Source organism: Streptococcus troglodytae, assembly GCF_002355215.1.
Taxonomy (GTDB): Bacteria; Bacillota; Bacilli; order Lactobacillales; family Streptococcaceae; genus Streptococcus; species Streptococcus troglodytae.
The window spans coordinates 518,160-542,369 of the sequence record NZ_AP014612.1 but is presented as its reverse complement, the minus strand read 5'-3'; the positions used below and the strand labels follow the sequence as shown (position 1 = coordinate 542,369).

Genomic DNA, 24,210 nt, shown 5'->3' with positions numbered 1-24,210 from the left:
TTAATCAGTTTGATAGGCTGTTTTATCGTTTTAATCGACTCCGTTGATCTTATTCTTCAACAATTTCGATATCCGCACCTAGACGATTCAATTTTTGAATAATATCAGAATAACCGCGCAAGATAAATTCAATATTCGTAATAACCGTTTGACCTTTTGCCATCAATCCTGCCGTGACAAGTGCTGCTCCCGCACGTAAATCGGTTGCTTTAACAGGAGCTCCGCTTAATTCATTGGGTCCTTCATAGATAATTTGGCCGCCTAAGACAGAAATCTTAGCTCCCATACGTGCCAATTCAGCCACATGATTAACCCGTTTTTCATAGATAGTATCACGAATCTTTCCGCGACCTACAGCTGTTAATAATAGAGGTGTTATGGGCTGCTGCAGATCAGTCGCAAAACCGGGATAAGGCGAAGTCTTAATGGAAACCGCCTTTAATTGATCCTGCTTTTCAACAAAAACACTGTCTTCTTCAATAGTCATACGCACGCCCATTTCCTCCAGCTTTGAAATGAAACTCTCCAAATGTTCATAAAGCACATTGGTAACCTTGATTCCTTCACCAACAGCAGCTGCCAAAGCAATGTAAGAACCTGCTTCGATGCGGTCAGGAATAACTTGATGACGCGTTCCATGAAGTTTTTCAACACCTTCTATGATAATCATATCTGTTCCTGCCCCGCGGATATGGGCTCCCATATTATTTAAAAGCGTTGCAATATCAATAATTTCCGGCTCACGCGCAGCATTCTCAATAACAGTGCGGCCTTGTGCCTTACTAGCAGCTATCATCGTATTAATCGTTGCTCCAACACTGACAGTATCCATATAAATATGAGCTCCCTTAAGCGGCTTGCCTTCGGTTGAAAGACGCATAGCCTCTCCCTCATAGGAAACCGTTGCTCCCATTGCCTTAAAGGCCTTGAGATGCAAATCAATCGGGCGAGGACCCAAATCGCAGCCGCCTGGCAAACCAACGACCGCCTGACCAAAACGCCCCAGCAAACTACTGTAAAAATAATATGAAGCTCTTAAACTATTAATCTTGCCATAAGGCATGGGAATATCTTTTACACCGCGCGGATCAATTTTAAGACTGTCACCATCACGCTCAACACTTGCTCCCATTAAAGTCATAATGTCAATTAAACTATCAACATCACTGATAGCCGGCACACCATCAAGTGTGACCATATCATCTGCTAAAATAATAGCTGGAATCAGAGCAACAACACTGTTTTTAGCTCCTGAGACCGCAACCTCCCCTTTTAAGGGCTTACCACCATTAATGACAATTTTTCTCATGCAAACAAAACTTTCTTAACTTTTCTTAAACGATAGAATCTTAACCAAGTTATTTTATCATATATTACACAACATTTCAAACTAACTGAATTATTATAAAATAATGAAATTTATAAACACAAAAAAAGCGGAAAATCCGCCTTTTATGCTTGGACAGCCTTTTTCAAGTCCTCAGTTTTATCTAATTTTTCCCAAGGTAAGTCAATATCCGTACGTCCAACATGGCCGTAAGCCGCTGTTTGACGATAGATAGGACGTTTCAGATCAAGCATCTTAATAATACCGGCCGGACGCAAATCAAAAATCTGACGCACTGCTTGTTCCAGTTTACTTTCTGCAACAAGCGCTGTTCCAAAGGTATCCACACGAACAGAAACAGGCTGAGCAACCCCAATGGCATAGGCCAGCTGCACTTCTGCTTTCTTAGCCAAACCTGCAGCTACAATGTTTTTAGCAATATAACGCGCCGCATAAGAAGCTGAACGGTCAACCTTAGTCGCATCCTTACCAGAAAAAGCACCGCCGCCATGACGAGCATAGCCACCATAAGTATCAACAATAATCTTACGCCCTGTTAAGCCAGAATCTCCCTGAGGACCGCCGATAACAAAACGGCCTGTCGGATTGATGAGATACTTGGTCTTAGCATCAAGATATTCAGCTGGAATAACAGCTTTAATGACTTTTTCAATCACATCCCGATGAATTTGCTCATTCGTTGCTTCGGGATCATGCTGTGTTGAAATAACAACCGTATCCACACGAACGGGCTTGTCATTTTCATCATACTCAACCGTTACCTGACTCTTAGCATCAGGGCGAAGATAGGCAATTTCTCCCGACTTTCTCAGCTCTGCCAATTTTCTAACCAAACGATGAGCTAAAGAAATTGGCAAAGGCATGAGTTCAGGCGTCTCATCAACGGCAAAGCCAAACATGAGGCCTTGGTCTCCTGCACCGATCACATCCAGATCATCTTGCTCATGATGGCCACGAACCTCAAGAGCTTCATTAACACCTTGAGCGATATCAGGCGATTGCTCTACCAATGACGGATGCACTCCAACTGTTTCTGCCGAAAAACCATAAGCAGTATCTGTATAGCCAATCTCAGCAATGGTATTACGAACGATACGGTTAATATCTACATAGGCCGTCGTAGAGATTTCCCCAAAAACATGAACTGAACCTGTATAAACAGCTGTTTCAGCAGCTACATGGGCTTTGGGATCCTGTGCTAAAACAGCATCTAAAATAGCATCTGAAATCTGATCGGCAATCTTATCAGGATGGCCTTCTGATACCGATTCAGATGTGAAAAGTTTACGTTCTGACATAAAATGTCCCCCCTTAAAAATAGATGTTTCTCTAAAAAAGAGAAATTTGCGACCTACTAACCTGTCAAACACAAATTTCGCGTGTTAAGTTAGTAAGGCGCTGAGGCAGACCGCCAATAGCGGCTACCGTCAAATGACTAGCAACTTTAGATGCAGTCATTTGAAGCGAGTTACAAAGAACCGGCTGAAAGTTGAAAACTTTCCGAGCAATCCACAGTTAAGAAAATGCCCCTTGTGTTGAGCAAATGTTTTTAGTCTAGGAAACCATGTTGCAGCTAGCACTTAAGGTTATCACAACAAGTTACCAAAGAATAAAAGTATTTCAAACACAAAAGCCGCCTTTTCGGGACTCATTAATATTACCATTGTACCACGTTTTTACTAAATAGAGTCATTAAATTTGTCTTTTATAAGTGGTTTAACTTAATTTTTCAGAGCTAATATAGCTTATATCTTGCTATTTTATAGCTTAATTACCATCAACTATAAATCACTATATTTTTTCCAACCAGCTGGTTATAACTATTTTTAATAGAAGTTTTAGCAGCGAATTTAACCACAAAAAAATCCCAGTCCGAATGGACTGAGATTCTTAGGAGATTTATGAAAAGAAAAGTTTTAGGATTCCTATTGCTAGGATGACTATAGTATAAGATAGGATTCTTAAAAGAAACTTAAGAAGGGAAATTATTGACGATAATAATACATTTCCGCTGGATAATCCCCTTCATTTTGAGTTAGAATAAGTCTAGCTTTACTTATATCAGATTGATCACCATATGGATTCTTAAACCCTATTTTAAATAGAACTAGTGCAGCACCAGTATAACCATTACCAATACCAATACATGGAACTTTGTTTGTACTATTTAAATTTTTGATCTTAACCAGTTTCATATCATCATTTACTTGACCATCAAACTTTATATCTAAAATATCACCACGACTATTTTTCCAAATCCCAACTAATGATTCATAGTTTCCATTATTAATCGCTTCAATATCTAGATCCTTTTGCTTTGTTAGTTCCTGATCAAGAGCTTGAACGGTTTTTCTAGCAACGTTTGCAAGTTCTCTATTATTTGATACTTTTTCTATGAATTCTGCAGAAGATAACATTGAAATTGGTAGACCTGTTTCAAAATAAAATTCTTGTTTTAGTTCAGAACGCATACTTTGTTTATTACTGCGCCAATCTTCTTTTTTATCATCTGATACTATAACCACATTAGTAAACTTATCATTAATAGAGATTTTGTTTTTACAGTATTCAATAATATCTTTCCAAATCGCATAGTCTCCAAATTTATTTTGAAAAATTTCACCATCAATTACGATATTTTTAAATTTTTCATCATCTTGAAAACCAGGTGGAATATTATTTTTAAATCTTTTTTCACCTTCTATTCCGATATTTTTAATCTTTTGGGCAGAATATTTTTCTCCTAAACATTTTTCAAATAAAACTTCGCTATAATATTTAATATTCATTTCAGATTTCTTAATATAATCTCTTGAAATTAAGGGTTCTATTATTTCTTTATTAAGTTGCTTAATATATTTACTAACAACATTATTAATAGAAGTTATGTTATTTTCGACTTCTCTTTGGATTTCTGGTAATTTATTCGAAATAGTTTCCTCAATTTCCTTTTTCAACTGTTCAATATTTGACCTATCACCTTTAAATATATTTTTTATAATTTTATTTTTAAATCATTAGTAAAATCATCAACATTTAGTTCATAAGCCTTCCCATCTAACTTTTTTATGCCTTGTAATGAATTTGATACTTTTTCAATAACATAATCAATATTACGATGAAATTCAAGTAATATTATATAAGGAATAAATATTTGTTCAGTACTAATATTATCTTTTATTAAATTTATAATTTCATCACCTTTTGACCATAATCTAAAAGGTAACAACAAAAAATTTGTGTCAAATATAAACAAAGTTTGTGAACGATTTTCTTTTTGATATTCATATCTAAGTAATTCTAATTTATTCATATTATTTTCCTATATTTTAAATTCTCTAAAATTTTCTGTTTCGACTGTTTTATTTTTACATAAAAGGAAAACTATTAATTATTGAACCTTGCCAAATCTATTCTTTAAATAAAAGAATATAAACATTGTACACTAATATTCAATTATTCATTTCGTTATCTATAATACACAAAGAAAAAGTATTTTCTATTGTATGATGAATTTGTCTTACATTATCACACTTTAAATAAGCTTCTTCAAGTCTAATTTTTATATCTTCAGGTAAATCATAATTGAATTCCTGAGAAAGTCTAGAATACTCTTTTGCACCAATTTGTTTTTTAGCTTCTTTGTTTAAGTCACTGAACTTAATTATTTTATCAAAACGATTGTAAATAGCGCTCCCTAAATTCTCTTCAATGTCCTTTAAATCAGTATAGTTAGAAGTACAAATAATGATTGATTTGTTTAATTTCAAAGAATAGTTTCTATCTTCATAAATACCTTCATCAAATAATTGGTAAAAAGCACTATGAAAGATAGGATTCGCTTTATCAAACTCATCAAGTAATAAAACATTAGACTCTCGATCTAATAAATCTTTAGCAAAACTAGTTTCTTGATAAGTACCTCCAAAAAGATACGTTGCAAATTGAGTATTTTGATACATAGAAAACTGCTTTCTAAAAATAGGTTCCTTAAGTATTTGTGAAATATATTTAGCTGTCTCTGTTTTACCCACTTCTGATTTTCCATAAAATAACAGAACAATTGGTTTCTGACGATTCTTCAAAGTAAGTGGGAATAAAGCCTGTAATAAATGGGATTTGACTGATTCCTGACCAATTATAACATCATTATATTTGGAATTAATATCTTTTAAATGTCTTAATTCTAATTTTTTGTATTCTTGATACTGAATTTTAGGTTTTGAGAACAATCTAATAATTTGATCATACATTTGTTGCGGAGGATTTTGTACATATAAATTTTGAACTTCAAATTTAGATAAAAAATTTATAAAATTAGTAATTACATGTTCATTTACTCCTGCATATTCTGACGAACCAATAACAAAGTTCTTTACGTTTATTTTCTCTTTTGGTTCTTCTTTCGGATATCTTCTTTCATTATTAGGGACTATAAGTTTTAAGTTTTTAGAATCATTGTCAAATTGATAAGCTAAATCACTTAAACTCCTATACTCGCTAGGAATTAAGTCGTTAAATTTACTTTTTGATCCATAAAATATATTTACTTTATTCATTGCTCATTACTCCCGCTAAAACAACATCATAAACATCTAAAAAATCATCATTATTGAGTATTTTTTTCTGACCTGTAACAATTTTTTGAATATCAATTTTAATCTCTGGTTCTTGAATATCAAATTCTTTTTCTAATGATAACTGTCCTAAAGTGGTTTGCCCAACTTTTACTGCATAATAACATAAGTCCATTTTAGTCAAATCAGCAAGTGTATAATTATTCTTAAAAGCATTTATATTAAATCTAAGAACTGACTTATTCGCGGATTCTTCATAAGCTAGCATTTGATAATATCCTCGCTCCCCTAAAATAGCATTATTGAGACCTTCTAAATTAATAGGGATTTCCTCTTTAGGAACAATGTTCAAATATGAACTATACATTCTATATATGGTCACAGAATCTTTTGGAGCATAAACAGAGCAGTTCTCAAACTTTTTAATATTCTTATCTTTATCAGCGTTTAAAATATAATCAGTTAAAATTGTATTAGTTACTGTACTATTAACAAGACTTGAAGTCCCAATATCAACACCAGTACTTACCTTACCTGATACTGCAGCTTTAAGATAAGAAAATAAGTTAAATCCTGCCTTAGCTTGAGCCTCAATTTCACCAATAATTTTTGCTAATTTTCTTTATTTGTTCCAAAGTCCAATCAATTTGTCCTCCACCTTTGATAACATTATAATCACTTGCAGAGGGTTCATCAAAATAAACTATCTTAATCATTTCCTTTTTACTATTCTTTTTCTTAGTCATTTATACCTCCATGTTAATAAAGTTAAGTTTAAATAGACGGCTTTTGTAATAGAGCCTTTATTGATTTTTTTGAGTATATCTTATCAATTTGTTGGTTCCATTGTAAATATCACGATAAGAAAAACTAAATTTACAGCTTGTTTAGGCTAGCATAATAAGATTTATCACTATCTTTTATTTTTATCAATCCAATTACTAAGAATTTTCTTTATAAACCTTTTTAGTAGTGTTAAATCATATTTAGATTCTCTTACAAATAAGAAACCTTCTCTGATACTTTTTTACGTTTAGCTTTATTTCCTTTTTCTGCTAATAAAAGTTTTTCCACAAAACTTTTAATTTGGTAATTATCTTTATTAGTATAATATTCTTTCAAAAGACTTTCATTGTCCTTGATTTCCGCAATAATTGCTTTGTGATTTGTTTTCCCATCCAGAACACCAATGATTGTATCAAAGATATTTGCTATGTTGGCAATTTTTTCTTTATTAAGTTTTACTTCATTAATGGTTTCATTAATTTCATATACGGAAATATGCTTATCCATAAATCCCTCGTAACTCTTTTTCTTTAAATATATTTTTACTAAATATTTATTCACACTTATTATTATACCACTATTTAAAAAGTTACAGAAATATTACGGTTCAGCTATTTTTACATCTTCGCTCAAGGCATTCTTCTTTTAATTTTCACCTCCTTCTTCTTCCATCGTCCTTGATACTTTCTCCACTAAAACTTCTCATTTGTCTTCTGGTGTTTCTCTTTCCATTTTTTCTTGCTTTTTTATGCTACAATAGCAATAAGAAATTCATTTGTGGTTGAGGTTGGGTTATGAAAACGTATGAGAAAATTTATCAGGTGCTTTCGCAGGCGGATAATTTTGTGACAGGTGAGGTTCTGGGAAAAGATTTGGGTATTTCTCGGACGGCTGTTTGGAAGGCGATTCAGACTTTAGAAAGTAAGGGGCTGGTCATTGAATCGGTTAAGAATCGTGGGTATCGCTTGCTTTCGGGGGATCTTTTTTTGCCGGATGAGATTGAGCAAATGACTGGTATCAAGGTCTTTTTCAATGAGAAGAGTTCTTCGACACAGCTGGATGCTAAGGCAGGTATTGAAAAAGGGGACCCTGCTCCTGCTCTTTATCTTGCGCCTAGTCAGACAGCTGCTAAGGGGCGTTTTAGTCGGCAGTTTTTTACTCCTGAAACTGGAGGCATTTATATGTCTATGCATCTGCACCCTGAATTGCCTTTTAAGCAATTACCTTCCTATACACTTATGGCTGCTACCAGTGTGGTTAAGGCCATTTCTCGCTTGACTGAGATTGAAACAGACATCAAGTGGGTCAATGATATTTATTTGCATGGTAAAAAGGTGGCTGGTATTTTGACCGAGGCTGTTTCTTCTATTGAGACAGGCTTGATTACCGATGTTATCATTGGTATGGGCATTAATTTTCATGTGACTGATTTTCCTGAGGAATTGCAGAGCAAGGCAGCCAGTGTTTTTTCTGAAAAGCCTACGATCACGCGCAACCAGCTTATCTCTGAAATCTGGAACATTTTCTTTAATATTCCCAAGGCTGATCTGATAAGGGTCTATAAAGAAAAATCACTCGTCTTAGACAGACAAGTGACTTTCATTGAAAATAACAGGGTTTATAAAGGGATTGCGACAGATATTACAGATACGGGACAGCTCATCGTACAATTAGAAAATGGGCAGAAAAAAATCCTTAACAGCGGTGAAGTCAGTCTTTCTTCTTGGTAGCTGATAAGATGGCCTTGGTAAACTTGCTGATAACATAAGTCTTGCGCAGACTGCGAAGGAGCAGAAGCCCCCAAAAACCAGCCCAAAAGAATTGACCTTCAAAAATCGCATTATTAAAAAAGATGGTTTCAGTCACAGTCGTTATCAGCATGATAATGAAGTCTTGTTTTAACATATTATTATTGTACCAAAAAGAAAATTCATGTCAGAATTTTCTTTCATGTTTGTTAAAAAGGAAATTGAAATTTGCAGAGTTAAAAAATTTTACGTTGAAAATTAGGTTTGTCCTCATTCTAAAAGAAAATTCCTCTCGGAATTTCTTTTTTAGTCTTCTTCAAGAACAATTTTATCCGCTAAGAAATCAAAACCTTCTGGGATAAACGCTTTTGTTGCTTCTGTTTTTTCTTCCTGAGAATCATCTTTGTCTGCCTTTAGGCTATGAGCAAATTCGCTGCGGATAGCATCAAACTCAGCTCTTGGCACAGCCATAATTTTTGGGGAAAAGCCAGAAGCCTGGCTCATGATATTGCCAAACATAGCATTGAGATCTGAGCGTTTCATAGCCTGTTCGGCATTAAAGGCAGCATCAAAGGCCAGAATAGCATTTTCACTATTAGCCAGAACAGGTTCGGATCCCATTAAAAGGGCTCGATCTTGAGGTGAAATACTGTCTAAAATTTCATTCCAAGAACTTTTGAGGGCTTCTAAATACTCACGCGATTTTTGACTATCTGCCACAGTTTCTCGCATAATGGTCATGACCTTGTCCTTATCCACTTTATAGCGAAAAGAAGTCTTTTGAACCTTGGTCACTTTGAAAGGCTTGCCTTTTTCCAGAGATTGCAAGCTTTTTTTGAGTTCTTTAATCTCTGATTTGAGCGTTTCAATTTCTTGAGCAATATTATCCGGTAAATCTTGAACTGAATGCAGTTTCTGGTCATTTTTGGATAGACGAATGGTCATCATTTCCGCATAAATCTTGGGATGTGTTCCGTTTTTGATTTCTGGTAGACTTTTGGTCACAATGTCAATCATTTGAAAAATAGTGTCTTGTGACAAGGCGAGATTTCTGTCAAATGCTTCTCCTTGATGTGTGTTTTCTCCACCCGCTTGGACAACCAGAAGGTCACGCAGATAATTTAAAAGATCTGTCGCAAAACGGCTCATGCTCTTTCCATTGTCAAAAATAGTATCCAAATCACTGAGTGCCTGCTGAGTTTCATGTACCAAAAGGTCAGCCACATACTGATCCAGTGCTCTTAAGCTGATACTGCCAGTGATTTCTTCAGCTATTTCTAGCGAAACATCATTATCATTCGTTAAGCTAAGAGCCTGATCCAAAATAGACAGGGCATCACGCATGCCCCCTTCAGCACGTCTGGCAATCAAACTCAATGCTTCTTCATCAAAGCTGAGGCCTTCTTTTTTAAGAATGTCTGCCAAATGCTCTTTGATGGCCTTGGTTTTGATAGCCTTAAATTCAAAACGCTGGACGCGTGAAAGGATAGTAGCTGGAATCTTATGTAATTCAGTTGTTGCCAAAATAAAGACAACATTTTCTGTCGGTTCTTCCAAAGTTTTCAAAAGGGCATTGAAAGCCCCTGTTGAGAGCATGTGTACTTCGTCAATGATATAAACCTTATAAGTGGCACGGCTAGGAGCATAGGTTGACTTATCACGAATTTCACGGATCTCATCAACACCATTGTTAGAAGCAGCATCAATTTCAATCACATCTTCCAGACTTCCGTTGGTAATGTCATGGCAAATATCACAGTTATTGCAAGGTTCTCCATCTGTTTGATGAGGACAGTTCATGGCTTTGGCGAAAATCTTAGCAGCACTGGTTTTTCCTGTTCCTCTTGGTCCAGAAAAAAGATAGGCATGACTAATCTTCTCTGAAGCGACAGCCTGTTTCAAAGTTTTTGCCGCAACTTCCTGCCCTACCATTTCATCAAAAGTCTGACTTCGATATTTTCGATAAAGCGCTTGGTACATCAGTTTTTCACTCCAAACATGTCAAAATGCCAATTTGTTTTTTCCAGAAGAATTGTCACAAATTGTTCTAAATAGCCTTGATCTATAACATCATAATCACCAACTAAGTGTGAATCTAAATCCAGCACACCAATAAGCTGACCGTCTTTTACCATAGGAATAACAATTTCACTCATAGCGGCTGAATCGCAGGAAATATAATTATCATGCTTGGTGACATCTCCTACGATAAGTGTTTGTTTTTTGGCAGCAGCCTGACCACAGACACCCTTTCCAAGAGCAATACGCACACAAGAGACACCGCCTTGGAAAGGACCTAAGACAAGTTTTTCACCGTCAAAAAGATAAAATCCTGTAAAGATAGCATTAGGAAGGGTCTTATTCAGCATGGCTGTAGCATTGGCTAAATTGGCCAAAGCATTTGTTTCATTGGCAAACATCGATTGTGCCTGAGCCAGTAAAATTTGATAAGCCGAAATTTTTTCTTGATTTTTCATAAGACTATTATAACAAAAAACAGCTTTAGGAGCGACTATTAAAAAGTCTTTAATGACTTCCTTATTGTTTTTAACATCATTGCTTGATAACTTTGATAAAAGATTGAACGTTGCCATTATGACCACTTGTTCATTAATCATTCCTAGATACAATCTTAGTCAAAAAAACGTTATCTTACAAACAAATTCAATTTTGAAAAGCTCTAGCTAGAAAGCCTTCATTAGACTTATCTTCTAATGAGAGCTGCTGCTTGTTTTCTTACCTTTATAAGCGATTGCGCAGCAATCATAGTTACCAGCCTTTAGAATCTTCAGATAGAAAATTTTCTAAATCAGATGATAATCTTTCAATAATTCTTCTATGTATGTTCCTTTAGCCTTTTTGAGAGCTTCTTTAAGGGCTGCTTTTTCCACCCAAGGAAAATCAATATCCATTAAAGATTTTTGACCATTGAGATAGTAGAGCGCATTAAGTAGCATGCGAATATCAAAAGTTGAAGCAAACACTTCAGGGACACCTCGATCAACTTCAAGCAAAGTGTAAACAGCCTCCATAGCAGTTCTGACAGAATATTCTGTTGTAAAAACCGTATCTCGCGGTGTTTCAGCATAATTTCCTATAAAAGCTAAATTCTTACTATGTTTTGGCACAACAAGTGGGCGATCGTTAGTTGTTCGCGGCATGAAATACGTTGTTATATAAGGCATATGACAAGGGATCGTCGAGGCCGAACAGGCTAGTTCATGAATAGTATTTTCAGGAACTCCTATATGATAAAGCCATTCTTCACACATTTCAATCCCTGTACATTCATCAGGCCGTTTAGCAACATAGTCTCCTTTGCGATCAGTATAGAGAGCATAGAGCCAGATAACAAGCTCATTTTTCTTTTGCTCTTTAAAATGTGGTTGTCGGCTGATAGAATAGCCAAGCAGCCAACTAGAATCTTTAATACTGGTAGGTCCGCTGGTTACAATAGATCCACTATAAGGATCCTTTTGGTTAATCTGTTCAATGTATTTAGCAATGCGTTGATCTGTAAAAGTTATTGTAGCAGACATGGTCCAATTAGCATCAGGGATATTTTCACAGAATTTTTCGGGACATCCAAAGTCACTATCTTGTGCAGCTAAGTTCTTCCACAGCTGCCAGCTAGCACCAAGGTCGTGCGTTAATGGAGCCGGATGGTTATTATCACCGTAAGTACTGCTTTCTGTAATGGAGCCATTGGTGACAAAAACAAGATCATCTCTACTTAAAGCAATACTTTTTCTTGACCATCAACAGTCATTTCAATTTTAGTAGCAAGCTTATCACTGCCAGAGCGATTGACTAAAATATTAGTGACAACAGTCTGATAGCTAAAATTGACATTATGGTCTTTGAGAAAAGCTACTAGCGGTAAGATCAATGATTCATATTGATTGTATTGTGTGAATTTTAAGGATGAGAGATTTTTCAAAGTCCCAACATGCTGAATGAACCGCATGAGGTAACGGCGCATTTCCATAGCACTGGCCCATGGTTCAAAAGCAAACATGGTACTCCAATAAAGCCAGAAGTTAGAGTTGAAGAAATCTTCACTAAAGACTTGATCAATCTGAACGTCCTGCAGATGACTTTCCGGTGTTAGAACAAGATCAAAAATTTCCTTAACTGCTTTTTGAGATAAGGTCAACTGACCGTCATCTGGTATTGCCTTTCCACGCTCATATATGGCACGTGTTTTAGCAAAACTTGGATCCTTTTTATTAAGCCAGTAGAATTCATCTAAAATAGAGTGTTTGGGATTTTCCAGAGAAGGGATAGAACGAAATAAATCCCATAGGACTTCAAAGTGAGGCTCCATTTCCCGACCGCCGCGAATGATGTAACCTAAACGTTCATTACGAATACCATCCATACTGCCACCAGGAAGAGATAATTCTTCAAGAATATGAATGCGTTCTCCAGCCATTTGTCCGTCACGAATAAGAAAAACTGCTGTAGAAAGAGCCGCTAAGCCGCTTCCAACAATATAAGCTGATTTCCCATCAACATTTTCAGGTTTTTGTGGATGAGCAAAGGCTTCATAGTTACCATTTGAATAATACATACTTGTTAACTCCTCATCTATTTATTTTATAATCTTATTTAACACTTTTTGCAGATCCAAAAAAATAGACAATAAAAAAGGGCTGCCTAAAAATATGACAGAACTTTTTAATTGTCTAACTATAAACTTTCCAGTAAATGATAAATACGCTGAGTTAAATCTTCTGGCTTTTCCCGCAGTCCTGAATCGATCCAATCTAAGATAAAACCAACCAGACCGTATTTATAAAAATGTGCTCGCAAATCAATATCGGCTTCACTAAGCTGTGTTTGAACTTCATTTTCTTCAATAACTGGTCTAATAAGGCTGTAGGCTCTATCATATAAAAAATGTTCCAAATAATTGCGATTAATGGAATGATAAGTGTTACGGACAAAGGCTTCGTTATCTTGAATATACTGAAATATTGCTAATAGACCCTCCTGCCAAGAAACAGTCGTTCGTTTATCACCAATCATTTTTTCGCCATCTGTGATATAGATCCATTCCAATAAATCATATAAATCTTTAAAGTGATAATAGAAAGTTTGTCGGTTAACATTTAAAAATCGAACGAGCTCGGTTACGGTCACCTTATCAAAAGATTTTTTTGCCATGATTTCTTTCAAAGCTCTAGCAAAAGCTTGTTCTGTCAAATTGTTCATAAGACCTCCAGTTCTTCATTTATTGTATCATAATCACTTGAAACCTGATTGTTATTTTATTGCAGACAAGCGGATTATTCTGGTTTCACCAAAAAGCACCAAAATATCAAATTCCTAGACAAAAAAGACTGAAAGCCCAATAGAACTTCAGTCTCTCTTATTTAGCATCAGCTGATTTTAACTTCCTGACTTCTTTGCAACTCCCTAATCCATATGTGCAGAACACCGAGGTTCTCCCTCTATGGAACTTAGCTAAAGAACTTATTAGAAATTCAGGAAATTCCGTCACAACTTCAGCCATCTTATTTAGCGTCGTCTGGGCGCGATTTACGCTTGATATCAGCTAAAATGTTCTCTCTAAACTCTGCGATACTTTCCGTATGCGTTTGTTTGCTGCCATAACGGCGGACATTGACGGTACCGCTTTCCACTTCCTTATCGCCAACGATGAGCTGATAAGGTACTTTCTTAGTTTGACTTTGCCGAATCTTATACTGCATTTTCTCATTGCGGTCATCTACATCCACACGGATGCCATGATCACGCAGTTCTTTAGCAACTTTCCAGGCATAGTCAATGTGAGCTTCGTTTGAGATTGGAATGACAGTTACTTGATGCGGAGCTAACCAAGTTGGAAAGGCGCCTTTATAAGTTTCAATGAGATAAGCCACAAACCGTTCAAAGGTTGAAATACCGCCGCGGTGAATCATAACAGGACGATGTTCTTCACCATCCGGTCCGATATAATGCAAGTCAAAACGCTCTGGTAAAAGGAAATCCAGCTGAATTGTTGACAAGGTTTCATCATTGCCGAGAGCAGTCTTGACTTGGATATCCAATTTTGGTCCGTAAAAAGCTGCTTCACCTTCTGCTTCATAATAATCCAATCCGAAATCATCCATGGCTGCTTTCAGCATGGTTTGGGCATTCTCCCACATTTCATCATTGTCAAAATATTTTTCCTTATCATTAGGATCACGATAAGACAAGCGGAAACTAAAGTCTGTAATATTGAAATCTTTGTAAATGCTGGTAATCAAGTTTAAAGCTTTTAAAAACTCACTTTGAATTTGATCCGGAGTCACAAAAATATGAGCATCATTCAGAGTCATCTCACGCACACGCTGAAGTCCCGATAAAGCTCCTGATTTTTCATAACGATGCATCATGCCAAGCTCAGCAATACGAATAGGCAGCTCACGATAAGAATGCACATGGTTTTTATAGACTTCAATATGGTGCGGACAATTCATAGGGCGCAGAACCAGCTGTTCACCATCACCCATATCCATAGGCGGAAACATATCATCGCGGTAATGATCCCAATGTCCTGAGGTCTTATAGAAATCAACACTAGCCATGATGGGGGTATAAACATGCTGATAACCATCAGCCACTTCCTTATCTACAATATAACGCTCTAAAATGCGGCGAATAGTCGCTCCATTTGGCAGCCAGAATGGCAGCCCTTGCCCAACTTCTGGCTTTATCATGAAAAGATCTAATTCTTTACCTAATGTACGATGATCGCGTTCTTTGGCTTCTTCAAGGCGTTTGAGGTAAGTTTTGAGATCTTTTTTATCAAACCAAGCGGTACCGTAGATACGCTGCATCATAGCATTATTACTGTCACCGCGCCAGTAAGCACCAGCCACGTTAAGCAGATGAAAGACTTGGATACGGCCGGTTGACGGCACGTGCGGTCCGCGGCAGAGGTCAACGTATTCGCCTTGACGGTAAATTGTTAAACCACCAGCATCTTCTGAATGTTCTTCGATCAATTCGAGTTTGTAAGGGTCATTTTTGAAAATTTCGCGTGCCTCAGCCTTAGTGACTTCTTCACGGATTGATGGAAAGTTTTCTTTGACGATTTTCTTCATTTCCTCTTCAATGCGAGGAAGATCTTCGTTGGAAATTTGCCCTGCTTCATTGTCTGTATCGTAGTAGAAACCATCTTGAATAGCTGGACCGACACCCAAGTGAATATCTGGGAAAAGGCGGCGTGCAGCTTGGGCAAAGAGGTGAGCTGCCGAGTGGCGTAAAATAGCAAGCGCATCCTCGTGATCAGGTGTCACGATTTCAATACTGCCATCTTCGGTAATGGCACGAGTAGTATCAATCAGTTTGCCGTTGAATTTACCAGCCAAAGCTTTCTTTGCTAGAGACTTGCTGATAGACTCAGCAATTTCAAAAGTTGTTGTACCAGCTTCAAATTCGCGCACAGCACCATCTGGGAAAGTGATTTTAATCATAATTAAGATATAAAGGGCGTTAAGCGGACAATAGCAAAATAGAAAACTATCCGACGACGCTTGCGTCTAGGGGATACTTATCTTTTTGCAGCCGTCCGTAGCCCGTATTTAGTTTCATAAATACGAACTAACCCTCAGTTCCTTTCTATAACTATTTTTTGCTTTTTATGTTTTTTGAGGTGTTAAAACTGTTTGTATTTGTTGAACTTTCAGTCACAAATGTTTAATTACTTTTTCTCAGAAAGAAAAGTTCTCGCTCTTTTTTGAACAGCCACATCTAATCGCTGAGAAAGTGTTGTCAGCCACTAGATATTTTCAGTTAATTTTTGTTCTAACTGTTAGAGTGTCTTATCATCCTAACGGCCTTGTTTAGTCATGACTGGTCAATTGAGATTGCCGATATCATTGGACAGTGCCAGCAAGTCTTCTTGAACAGACAATTTTCCTCCCATGATGTTTGAGTCCTATGAATTGCAGCACTTCTCATAATCCATTCATCAGGTATCATTCCTTTCTTTTTCAGATAAAATGTTCGACAGGGGACTCAAAAATAAATACAAAACAAAAACACGACATCCTTAAAAGGACGTCGCAACGTGGTTCCACCTTCATTCGTGTACAACAAAGATAAGTTTGCTGACACCTTGGATTGGCTATATCGTAGCCACCGTTTTATGTTTGCATAAAAAGTTAAGGAGTAGTATTAAATGATAGGCCTGCACTTTCTCAGCTGCCAAGTGCTCTCTTCAAGACCGAACACACCTAACTTGTCTCCAAAAATTATTATAGCAGGATTTGGAAATTTTTCAAGTCTGTTAGTCAAGGAAATCTCTAATCGCATTAACCATACGCACAGGTGCTTTAATCACTTTAACAGAAGTTTTCGCGGTCTTTTTAGAGCAGTTGCAGGCAGTTTTATGGTTGATTTGACAATTCTAATTGAAGTATCTGTTCGATTTCCTTCGACCGCCAAGGACCATTTTTCCTTTTTCTTAGCCTTTTTGGAAATAATCATATCCAGATAGAATGCAAAAACTGATTTGCCAAAGGCTTCTGCTGAAATTTCATATAGTTTTTTCTGCCAGACCTTTTCCTGTTTGGCTGGAGTTGAAACGATAGCATTTAAAACAGCATCGGCTAAATCTGACTCTGTTTGGTAAAGTGTTCCAAACATCTTATCTGTGATAAGATCAACCAAATAAGGATTGGACTGAGCGATAATCGGCTTACCACTGGCTAAGCTTTCTGCATAGGTCAACCCTTGCGTCTCACTGGTTGACGCACTGATAAAGAAGTCAGCTGCCTTGTAATAAAGAGCTGTTTCATTATGGCTCACCATTCCTGTAAAAATGACATTGTCCATGATGGCTAAATCTTGAGCCTGTTCTTTCAACTCTTCAAGATAGGGGCCATCTCCGACAATAAACAACTTCACTTTAGGATTGTTGGATAAGATTTTTGGCATATTAGCAAGCAGAGCTTGAATATTTTTTTCATATGAAACTCTTGACAGACTCAATAAAACAGTTTCATCATTAGCAATAGCCCATTTTTCTCTAAGCTCGGCAATATCTTCTTGACTAATGTCTGGTCGCTCGTATTCTCTCAAATCAATGCCTGTTGGAATAATTCGCTTGGGAATCTTGACAGAATATCCATCTAATAAATTTAAAGCAATACGGCTGGGACAAATAACCCCATCTAAATCATTGAGAAAACCACGAACGATATATTTTACCATACTTGGACGAATAAGCTTGCCATTAGCAATATAGCGAACGTAATCTTCATACTGGGTATGGTAAGTATGAATAACAGGAATCCGTAAGGCCTTGCCAACCATTTTGCCCAATATTCCCAGACTAAATTCTGTCTGCGTATGAATGATATCTAATTTATAAGTTTTAGCAATTTTATAAGATGCAAAGAGTCCCCGATAAACAATTCGACGATCGGTAAAAGAAATAAAAGGAACACTGGGTAAGCGAATAATAGTTGGATCTTCATAACGTTTAACATGCTTATCAGTCGTTGTAAAGATATAAACCTCGTGTCCTTGTTTTTCTAATTCTTCTTTTAGAGTTTTAATACTCGTTGCAACACCTGAAATCTGTGGTAAATAGGTGTCTGTAAAAAGACCTACACGCATCCTACCCCTCCATAACTTTTTGGTAGACTTGAGCCAAATCATGAGCTACCTTATCAATATTACGACTTTGGGCCACTAAATAACCTGCCTCTGTCTTTTGACTGTGACCATCAAGAACCTTTTGAATAGCTTCTTCAAATCCCTCAATCGTTGTTGCAAACTCAACTGCTTCATCTGTTATCCAGCCTTTATAAACAGGAATGTCTCTTAAAATAACATGCTGATGACTAGCTAAGGCTTCTAAAACAACAATGCCTTCAGTTTCTTCAAGACTTGGAAAGAAGAAAGCATCAGCACCGCTCATTGCTCCTTCGAAAACATCGCCTTTTATATAACCTGCAAAAGTAACATTATCAGGATGTTTCTTAGCAACAATAGCTCTGACATCATGGGGAATAACCCATTTATTCGTTTCGCCAAACCAAATAAAACGCACATGAGGCATTCTTTGGGCGACTTTGATAAAATCTTCAATTCCCTTGCGTTTAAAGTAAAGACCCGCACATACAACAACCTGCTCGTCACCAGTTAACTGGAAATGCTGACGAAAAGCAGCTTCCTTAGCCTGATCAGGAATGTAGCGCACTAAGTCAATGCCATTTGAGACAGCATAGATAGGGTTGGTAATCCCATATCCTGCAATGAGCTGTTTTGAATAAGGTGTTGGTGTAATAATAGCATCAGCTTCTTTATAAAAGCGGCAAAGGTATTTTTTAAAAAATGGAGCAATCCAATTAGAACCAACAAAAGAATCCCTAAAATCTTCTTCGGTTGAATGTCCGTGCATAATAACTTTTTTTCCAGCTTTTTTAGCACGTTTCATTAAGCGCCAGCTCTTTAGACCATAAGTATTAATATGAACCAAATCGTACTCATCTTCAGGATTGGTTGTGTAATCAATCCCTGCCAAGGTCAAGGCGCGTTCTTGATGTTTGATGGCACGACCAATACCTGATTTTCTCAAGTAATGCTCCGCCTCCAAATACAATAAAACTTTCATGCTTTTAATTATATCACTAAATCATCTGAGATGCCACCTAGTACTGTCAAGAGCAGAATAGGCTCAAACAATACCATAAATAATCTTAAAGCTCTTTAGCAAGATTCCTATCAATGAGCATCTTTATTAACCCAAGCTGACAAGGAAGTTGCTTGAACTGGGAAATCACCCCAGCCTTGATCATCTAAAATCACTTCTTCTGTACAATTATTAAGATAATCAACAAAAACCTTATTCCGATTAAATTCTCCCATATTCATTCGTTTGCAATTGGCTTCCCCATTAGACATGATAACAGCCACACCATTAGGGTGCTCTTCATCTCCCAGACAAGTCCAGCCAATACAATTGGCATGGTCAAAATAATCTTCTTGCGATCCATAAACATGGTATTGCCTGATATAAAGCAGTTTATCTAAAATAGTCTGGAAAGATTCCTGAGCAAATTCACCCGAAATACCATAATAATCACCGTAAAAGACGCAAGGAATCCCTTCTTGGCGCAGCAAAATCAAACCATAAGCTAAAGGTTTAAACCACTCTGCAATCGTTGACTCCAAAGCCTGACCTCTTTGTGAGTCATGATTATCAACAAAAGTAACAGCAAAATCAGGATGGCTTTTCATCAGACTATCGTCTAAAATCGTTGACAAATCAAAATCAGAACCTTTTTGACCAGCCTCAAAGAAATTCATATGTAGCATAACATCAATCAAGTCAAATTGCAGGTCAACACTATGGAGATAATCGGTAATATCAAAATGACTGTCTTTCCAGTATTCACCAAAAACATAAAGGTCTGCTTTAAGATGCTCGCGAATATAACGAATAAACTGTGCCATAAAGGTTTTATCAATATGTTTGATAGCATCTAAACGAAAACCACCGACACCGCTTGTTTCCAAAAACCAAGCAACCCAGTCTCGCAAGTGCTCCTGTACTTCAGGATGTTTAAAATCAATATCATCATACATCAGGTAATCATAATTACCATTTTCTTGATCAATATTTTCCTGACTGGCCCAACCCTTGTTATCACCTAGGATCATATAGATACCATTTTCATTATGAAGAGCATCATAATCAACGCCAGTGAAATGGTACCAATGCCATTTGAAATCGCTGTAATTATTCTGCCGGCCCGGAAAGTTAAACTGGGTCCATCCTTCAATTTCGTAAGGTTCAGAAATCTTTTCTTGACGGTTACTGGGATTGACCTTAACCACTTGAAATCTTTCTTTGGCATCACCATTGGCCTTGTGATTAAGGACAATATCGGAAATAGGCATGATTTCCTGCTCCTTCAAAGCATTCACAGCATTGAGATAATCTTCCCTGCTGCCATATTTGGTCCTGACAGTTCCATTTTGATTAAATTCACCCAGATCATAAAGATCATAAACGCCATAGCCAACATCATTGGAACCCGTTCCTTTAAAAGCCGGCGGCATCCAGACTTTGCTAATCCCAATATTCTTAAGATGACTGGCATCCTCAGCTAAATGCTGCCAATGCTTACCATCGTTTGGCAAATACCATTCAAAATACTGCATCATTGTTTCATTTGTCATGATTGCTCCCTTTTATGAAAAGAGTCCAGAATATAAACTTCTAGACTCCTTGACTGTGCTGTAAAACAGACTATATCTGATAATTTATAACATGACCATCTCACTTAGATTAGCCCAACAGTAAAATGGTTTTAAAGAAACTTCTGACCTATTCAGTTGTTCCTCTTTCTCTAATACCGTGATTAAGAACAATTTCTTTTTCTTCCAATTCTTCCTTGTTCATAATCTTTGTTAACATACGCATAGCGACTGCTCCTAAATCATAAATCGGCTGGCTGATAGATGTCATATTAGGACGAGTATAAAGCGCAATAGTAGAATCATTACTCGTGATAATTTCAAAGTCCTCTGGGACTTTCTTACCAGCAGCAAACAAACCATTTAACAGCCCAGCAGCCAACTCATCCTCAGCAACATAAGCAGCTGTTGCGCCTGAATTAATGACACGTTGCGCTAACTGATAGCCTTCTTGATACTTATATTGAGCTTCAAAAACAAGTCCTTCTTTGAAAGGCAATCCCTGCTTTTTCAGGCCTTCTTTATAGCCAGCCAGACGTACCTTGCCATTGATATCATCAATAAGAGGGCCCGATACAAAAGCAATCTTATCATGATGCTTGGCCAATAGGGCTACGGCATCTTGTGCCGCCTTACTATGATCAATATTAACACTAGGTAGTTGATGCTCCAGATCTACAGTACCTGCTAAAACAACCGGTGTCCGTGCTCGTGAAAATTCAGCGCGAACTTTTTCAGTTAAATGATGCCCCATAAAAATGATACCATCAACCTGTTTAGCAAATAAAGTATTGATAACATTGATTTCCTTATCGTCATCTTCATCACTTGAAGCCAGTACAATATTATATTTATACATGGTTGCAATGTCATCAATTCCCTTAGCTAAAATGGAAAAATAAGCATTAGCAATATTAGGGATAACGACACCTACCGTAGTCGTTTTCTTACTTGCTAAACCACGCGCCACAGCATTTGGCCGATAATCAAGACGGTCAATGACTTCTAGGACTTTTTTGCGGGTATTCTCTTTGACATTTTTATTTCCATTCACAACACGGCTGACAGTTGCCATGGACACTCCCGCTTCACGGGCAACATCATAAATAGTGATTGTGTCATCTGTGTTCATCTTGTATCATCCTTTCTATTTTGAAAATTACGCTTCCATTGGTATTCTAACACTATTTGAAAACACTTTCAAGTAAAAGAGTGCAAGTTTTATGAAAAACTTAGAATGAGCTTGATTTTTTTGATTTTTTTTGGAAAAATAGAAAGGAAAGAAGGTTTTAATATGTCAAAATTAGCACAGATTGTTCAAAAACTCAAAAAGCAAGGTATTGAAGCTGCTGTCCTTTCAGATCCTGTCTCCATTAATTATTTAACAGGTTTTTATAGTGATCCGCATGAACGGCTTATGTTCCTCTTCCTCTTTGCAGATCAGGAACCTCTGCTTTTTTTACCTGAACTTGATGCGTTAAGAGCAAAAAGTGTATTAAACATTTCGGTGACTGGCTATCTTGATTTTGAAAATCCTTGGGAAAAAATTAAGACCTTATTGCCTAAAACGAATTATTCTAAAATTGCCTTGGAATTTGACAACTTAAATGTAACAAAATTTAAGGGACTTGAAACAATATTTTCAGGTCAATTCAGCAACTTAACTCCTTTGATTAATCATATGCGCCTGATTAAATCAGCTGACGAAATTCAAAAATTATTAATCGCTGGAGAACTTGCGGACAAGGCTGTTCAAATTGGCTTTGATAGTATATCCCTTGATGCTACCGAAACAGACATTATCGCTCAGATTGAATTTGAGATGAAAAGACTGGGCGTTGACAAAATGAGTTTTGAAACAATGGTATTAACAGGCAGTAATGCTGCCAATCCTCACGGCATTCCAGCAAGTCACAAAATCGAAAACAACCATTTGCTGCTTTTTGATTTAGGTGTTGAAAGTACAGGCTATGTCAGTGATATGACACGAACTGTTGCTGTTGGCCAACCTGACCAGTTCAAAAAGGATATTTACAATATTTGCTTAGAAGCCCAATTAACAGCACTTGACTTCATCAAACCGGGAGTGAGCGCTGCTCAAGTGGATGCCGCAGCTCGTTCTGTTATCGAAAAGGCTGGCTATGGTGACTATTTCAACCATCGTCTCGGGCATGGTATTGGTATGGGACTGCATGAATTCCCGTCTATCATGGCAGGAAACGATATGATTCTAGAAGAAGGCATGTGCTTTTCTGTTGAGCCCGGCATTTACATTCCTGAAAAAGTTGGTGTTCGTATTGAAGATTGCGGCCATGTCACCAAAAATGGTTTTGAAGTCTTTACCCAAACGCCAAAAGAACTACTTTATTTCTAAGTTATACTCAAAGAACATGATAAAAAGCATATCTTCTTAGCACTTTATTTGGTACTAAGAAGATATGCTTTTATTATGAACTGAGTGCCATTATTTTCTTTTCATTTCAATAAATAAAATCAGACTGTTAATCGCAAAAAGAGTTATAGCAGCCAAAAGAACGTAGCCAACATAATAAGAAAAAGTCATGGGACTAAAGATTGCGATAATAGCAATACTGCCTAAGAAAGGAACGACCTGATCTGCCAGCAGAAAGGCCCACCTAGCATTTCCACTCGCTAATTGTCCTGACGAAACGTTAAAGCGTCGTTTAATGAAACTATTGGGTAATTCACATAAAACATAAGCACTTCCCATTAGAAATCCTATAAACAGATTGAAAAAAATATCATTGTGATAGCTTTCCACTAATGAAAAACTGAGCAAATGCGGAATGATTCCTAAGATGAATCCCCAAATGACCTGACAAAAAGTCGTCAAGGTAATCATGCCCCAAAAACCCTTCCAAGTTTTATTGGCTCCCAAAATACGCTTCCCATCAGACATTGTAAAACCACCATCAATAGGCTGATAAGTCCAAGCTAAAATATCAGATTTGCAGAAAAAACGATTGGCAACCCCAGCCAAAAAAACAGGCATGACAGTCACATACATCATCACAATAGTCTTCAAAAGGCTTCTCCTCTTTTAATATAAACTTATTATAGCACATTCTTTTAGAAGTAGTATATGATGAAGTGCTGATAAAATAAGAGAAAACAGTGTAAGGACTTCCCATGTCTTTAATGCTCAGGTGAAGTACTACCGTATCCACCAATAAACTTTGTGACGCTGCGAATGTTTTTTACACGTTTATGCACATACAGTCAGAACCAGAAAAAGAAGCTAACAAATCTTTTCTTCTTTTTCTAGTTTCATTTTAACAAACGATTTCAAAATTAAAATAGAAAAACTTTCCTTGAGGAATAAGGAATGTTTAACTTAAAGGCAAAATAAAAAGTAGGACACAGAATCGTTAAGATTTGAGCCTAAGGTCTCAAATTTTATGAGAGAGTGGGATAAAAATCGGTAAATTGTGATAAAATCGCAATTTCGATTTTGTCGTCCCACCTCCGCACAGTTGATTAGGGATTGACATGAACTGATGTTCATGGGATTAGATAGCTTAAA

General features: G+C 36.8%; 19 protein-coding genes and 3 pseudogenes. 2 read left to right on the top strand and 20 right to left on the bottom strand.

Going from position 1 to position 24,210, the window contains the following annotated elements; translation table 11 throughout:
* Nucleotides 1-49: 49 nt before the first annotated feature.
* From murA to SRT_RS02860, 8 genes are all read right to left on the bottom strand, one after another.
* Nucleotides 50-1,309 (bottom strand): UDP-N-acetylglucosamine 1-carboxyvinyltransferase, encoded by a 1,260-nt coding sequence (murA, locus tag SRT_RS02890; protein WP_128832964.1) that lies wholly within the window; start codon nt 1,307-1,309, stop codon nt 50-52.
* A 143-nt stretch (nt 1,310-1,452) separates the two neighbouring features.
* Nucleotides 1,453-2,646: a methionine adenosyltransferase gene (gene metK, locus SRT_RS02885; RefSeq protein WP_128832963.1), complete on the bottom strand. Its 1,194-nt coding sequence runs from the start codon at nt 2,644-2,646 to the stop codon at nt 1,453-1,455.
* Between the two features lie 687 nt (nt 2,647-3,333).
* Nucleotides 3,334-4,314 carry a PIN-like domain-containing protein gene (locus SRT_RS02880; RefSeq protein ID WP_373276258.1) on the bottom strand — a complete coding sequence of 327 codons (981 nt, stop codon included), beginning with the start codon at nt 4,312-4,314 and terminating at the stop codon, nt 3,334-3,336.
* A 29-nt stretch (nt 4,315-4,343) separates the two neighbouring features.
* Nucleotides 4,344-4,661, bottom strand: a complete 318-nt coding sequence (locus SRT_RS02875; protein ID WP_128832961.1) for a PIN domain-containing protein — start codon at nt 4,659-4,661, stop codon at nt 4,344-4,346.
* A gap of 139 nt (nt 4,662-4,800) precedes the next feature.
* Nucleotides 4,801-5,907: an AAA family ATPase gene (locus tag SRT_RS02870; protein ID WP_128832960.1), complete on the bottom strand. Its 1,107-nt coding sequence runs from the start codon at nt 5,905-5,907 to the stop codon at nt 4,801-4,803.
* A complete protein-coding gene (locus tag SRT_RS02865; RefSeq protein WP_230401491.1) occupies nt 5,900-6,520 on the bottom strand; it encodes a DUF6414 family protein in 621 nt (206 codons plus the stop codon). Before SRT_RS02865 ends, SRT_RS02870 begins: the two co-directional genes overlap by 8 nt.
* A gap of 1 nt (nt 6,521) precedes the next feature.
* A complete protein-coding gene (locus tag SRT_RS10575; RefSeq protein ID WP_223213970.1) occupies nt 6,522-6,671 on the bottom strand; it encodes a hypothetical protein in 150 nt (49 codons plus the stop codon).
* Between the two features lie 250 nt (nt 6,672-6,921).
* Nucleotides 6,922-7,218: a hypothetical protein gene (locus SRT_RS02860; RefSeq protein ID WP_223213969.1), complete on the bottom strand. Its 297-nt coding sequence runs from the start codon at nt 7,216-7,218 to the stop codon at nt 6,922-6,924.
* Between the two features lie 287 nt (nt 7,219-7,505).
* Between SRT_RS02860 and birA the strand changes: the two genes are divergently transcribed.
* On the top strand, nt 7,506-8,441 hold the full coding sequence (birA, locus tag SRT_RS02855; RefSeq protein WP_128832959.1) for a bifunctional biotin--[acetyl-CoA-carboxylase] ligase/biotin operon repressor BirA: 936 nt from the start codon (nt 7,506-7,508) through the stop codon (nt 8,439-8,441).
* On the opposite strand, the gene SRT_RS02850 is transcribed toward birA, so the two are convergent.
* The 11 genes and pseudogenes from SRT_RS02850 to ccpA all read right to left on the bottom strand — a co-directional run bounded on the left by SRT_RS02850 (nt 8,422) and on the right by ccpA (nt 21,798).
* A complete protein-coding gene (locus SRT_RS02850; RefSeq protein ID WP_128832958.1) occupies nt 8,422-8,616 on the bottom strand; it encodes a DUF3272 family protein in 195 nt (64 codons plus the stop codon). The two genes, birA and SRT_RS02850, sit on opposite strands and share 20 nt — an antisense overlap.
* A 149-nt stretch (nt 8,617-8,765) precedes the next feature.
* On the bottom strand, nt 8,766-10,439 hold the full coding sequence (dnaX, locus tag SRT_RS02845) for a DNA polymerase III subunit gamma/tau (RefSeq protein ID WP_128832957.1): 1,674 nt from the start codon (nt 10,437-10,439) through the stop codon (nt 8,766-8,768).
* Nucleotides 10,439-10,936, bottom strand: coding sequence for a free L-methionine (R)-S-oxide reductase MsrC (gene msrC / locus SRT_RS02840; RefSeq protein ID WP_128834016.1), 498 nt, complete (start codon nt 10,934-10,936; stop codon nt 10,439-10,441). The genes dnaX and msrC overlap by 1 nt, the downstream gene beginning before the upstream one ends.
* A gap of 327 nt (nt 10,937-11,263) precedes the next feature.
* Nucleotides 11,264-13,032, bottom strand: a pseudogene (locus SRT_RS02835) (oleate hydratase).
* Between the two features lie 119 nt (nt 13,033-13,151).
* Nucleotides 13,152-13,676 (bottom strand): TetR/AcrR family transcriptional regulator, encoded by a 525-nt coding sequence (locus SRT_RS02830; RefSeq protein WP_002274246.1) that lies wholly within the window; start codon nt 13,674-13,676, stop codon nt 13,152-13,154.
* 302 nt (nt 13,677-13,978) lie between these two features.
* Nucleotides 13,979-15,928, bottom strand: a complete 1,950-nt coding sequence (gene thrS, locus SRT_RS02825; RefSeq protein ID WP_128832956.1) for a threonine--tRNA ligase — start codon at nt 15,926-15,928, stop codon at nt 13,979-13,981.
* A 544-nt stretch (nt 15,929-16,472) separates the two neighbouring features.
* Nucleotides 16,473-16,665, bottom strand: a pseudogene (locus SRT_RS10400) (hypothetical protein).
* Nucleotides 16,666-16,743: 78 nt separating this feature from the next.
* Nucleotides 16,744-18,077 (bottom strand): annotated as a pseudogene (locus tag SRT_RS02815) (glycosyltransferase family 4 protein).
* Between the two features lies 1 nt (nt 18,078).
* Nucleotides 18,079-19,077 (bottom strand): LTA glycolipid anchor biosynthesis glycosyltransferase, IagA/BgsA family, encoded by a 999-nt coding sequence (locus SRT_RS02810; RefSeq protein WP_128832955.1) that lies wholly within the window; start codon nt 19,075-19,077, stop codon nt 18,079-18,081.
* 110 nt (nt 19,078-19,187) lie between these two features.
* Entirely contained in the window at nt 19,188-20,648 is a 1,461-nt protein-coding gene (locus SRT_RS02805) for an alpha-amylase (RefSeq protein WP_128832954.1), read from the bottom strand.
* Nucleotides 20,649-20,796: 148 nt separating this feature from the next.
* Nucleotides 20,797-21,798 carry a catabolite control protein A gene (ccpA, locus tag SRT_RS02800; RefSeq protein WP_128832953.1) on the bottom strand — a complete coding sequence of 334 codons (1,002 nt, stop codon included), beginning with the start codon at nt 21,796-21,798 and terminating at the stop codon, nt 20,797-20,799.
* A 162-nt stretch (nt 21,799-21,960) separates the two neighbouring features.
* Here ccpA and SRT_RS02795 point away from each other — a divergent pair, with 162 nt between their 5' ends.
* Nucleotides 21,961-23,040 carry a M24 family metallopeptidase gene (locus tag SRT_RS02795; RefSeq protein ID WP_128832952.1) on the top strand — a complete coding sequence of 360 codons (1,080 nt, stop codon included), beginning with the start codon at nt 21,961-21,963 and terminating at the stop codon, nt 23,038-23,040.
* Between the two features lie 90 nt (nt 23,041-23,130).
* Here SRT_RS02795 and SRT_RS02790 read toward each other — a convergent pair whose 3' ends face one another.
* On the bottom strand, nt 23,131-23,712 hold the full coding sequence (locus SRT_RS02790; RefSeq protein WP_161940017.1) for a CDP-archaeol synthase: 582 nt from the start codon (nt 23,710-23,712) through the stop codon (nt 23,131-23,133).
* Nucleotides 23,713-24,210: the final 498 nt, after the last annotated feature.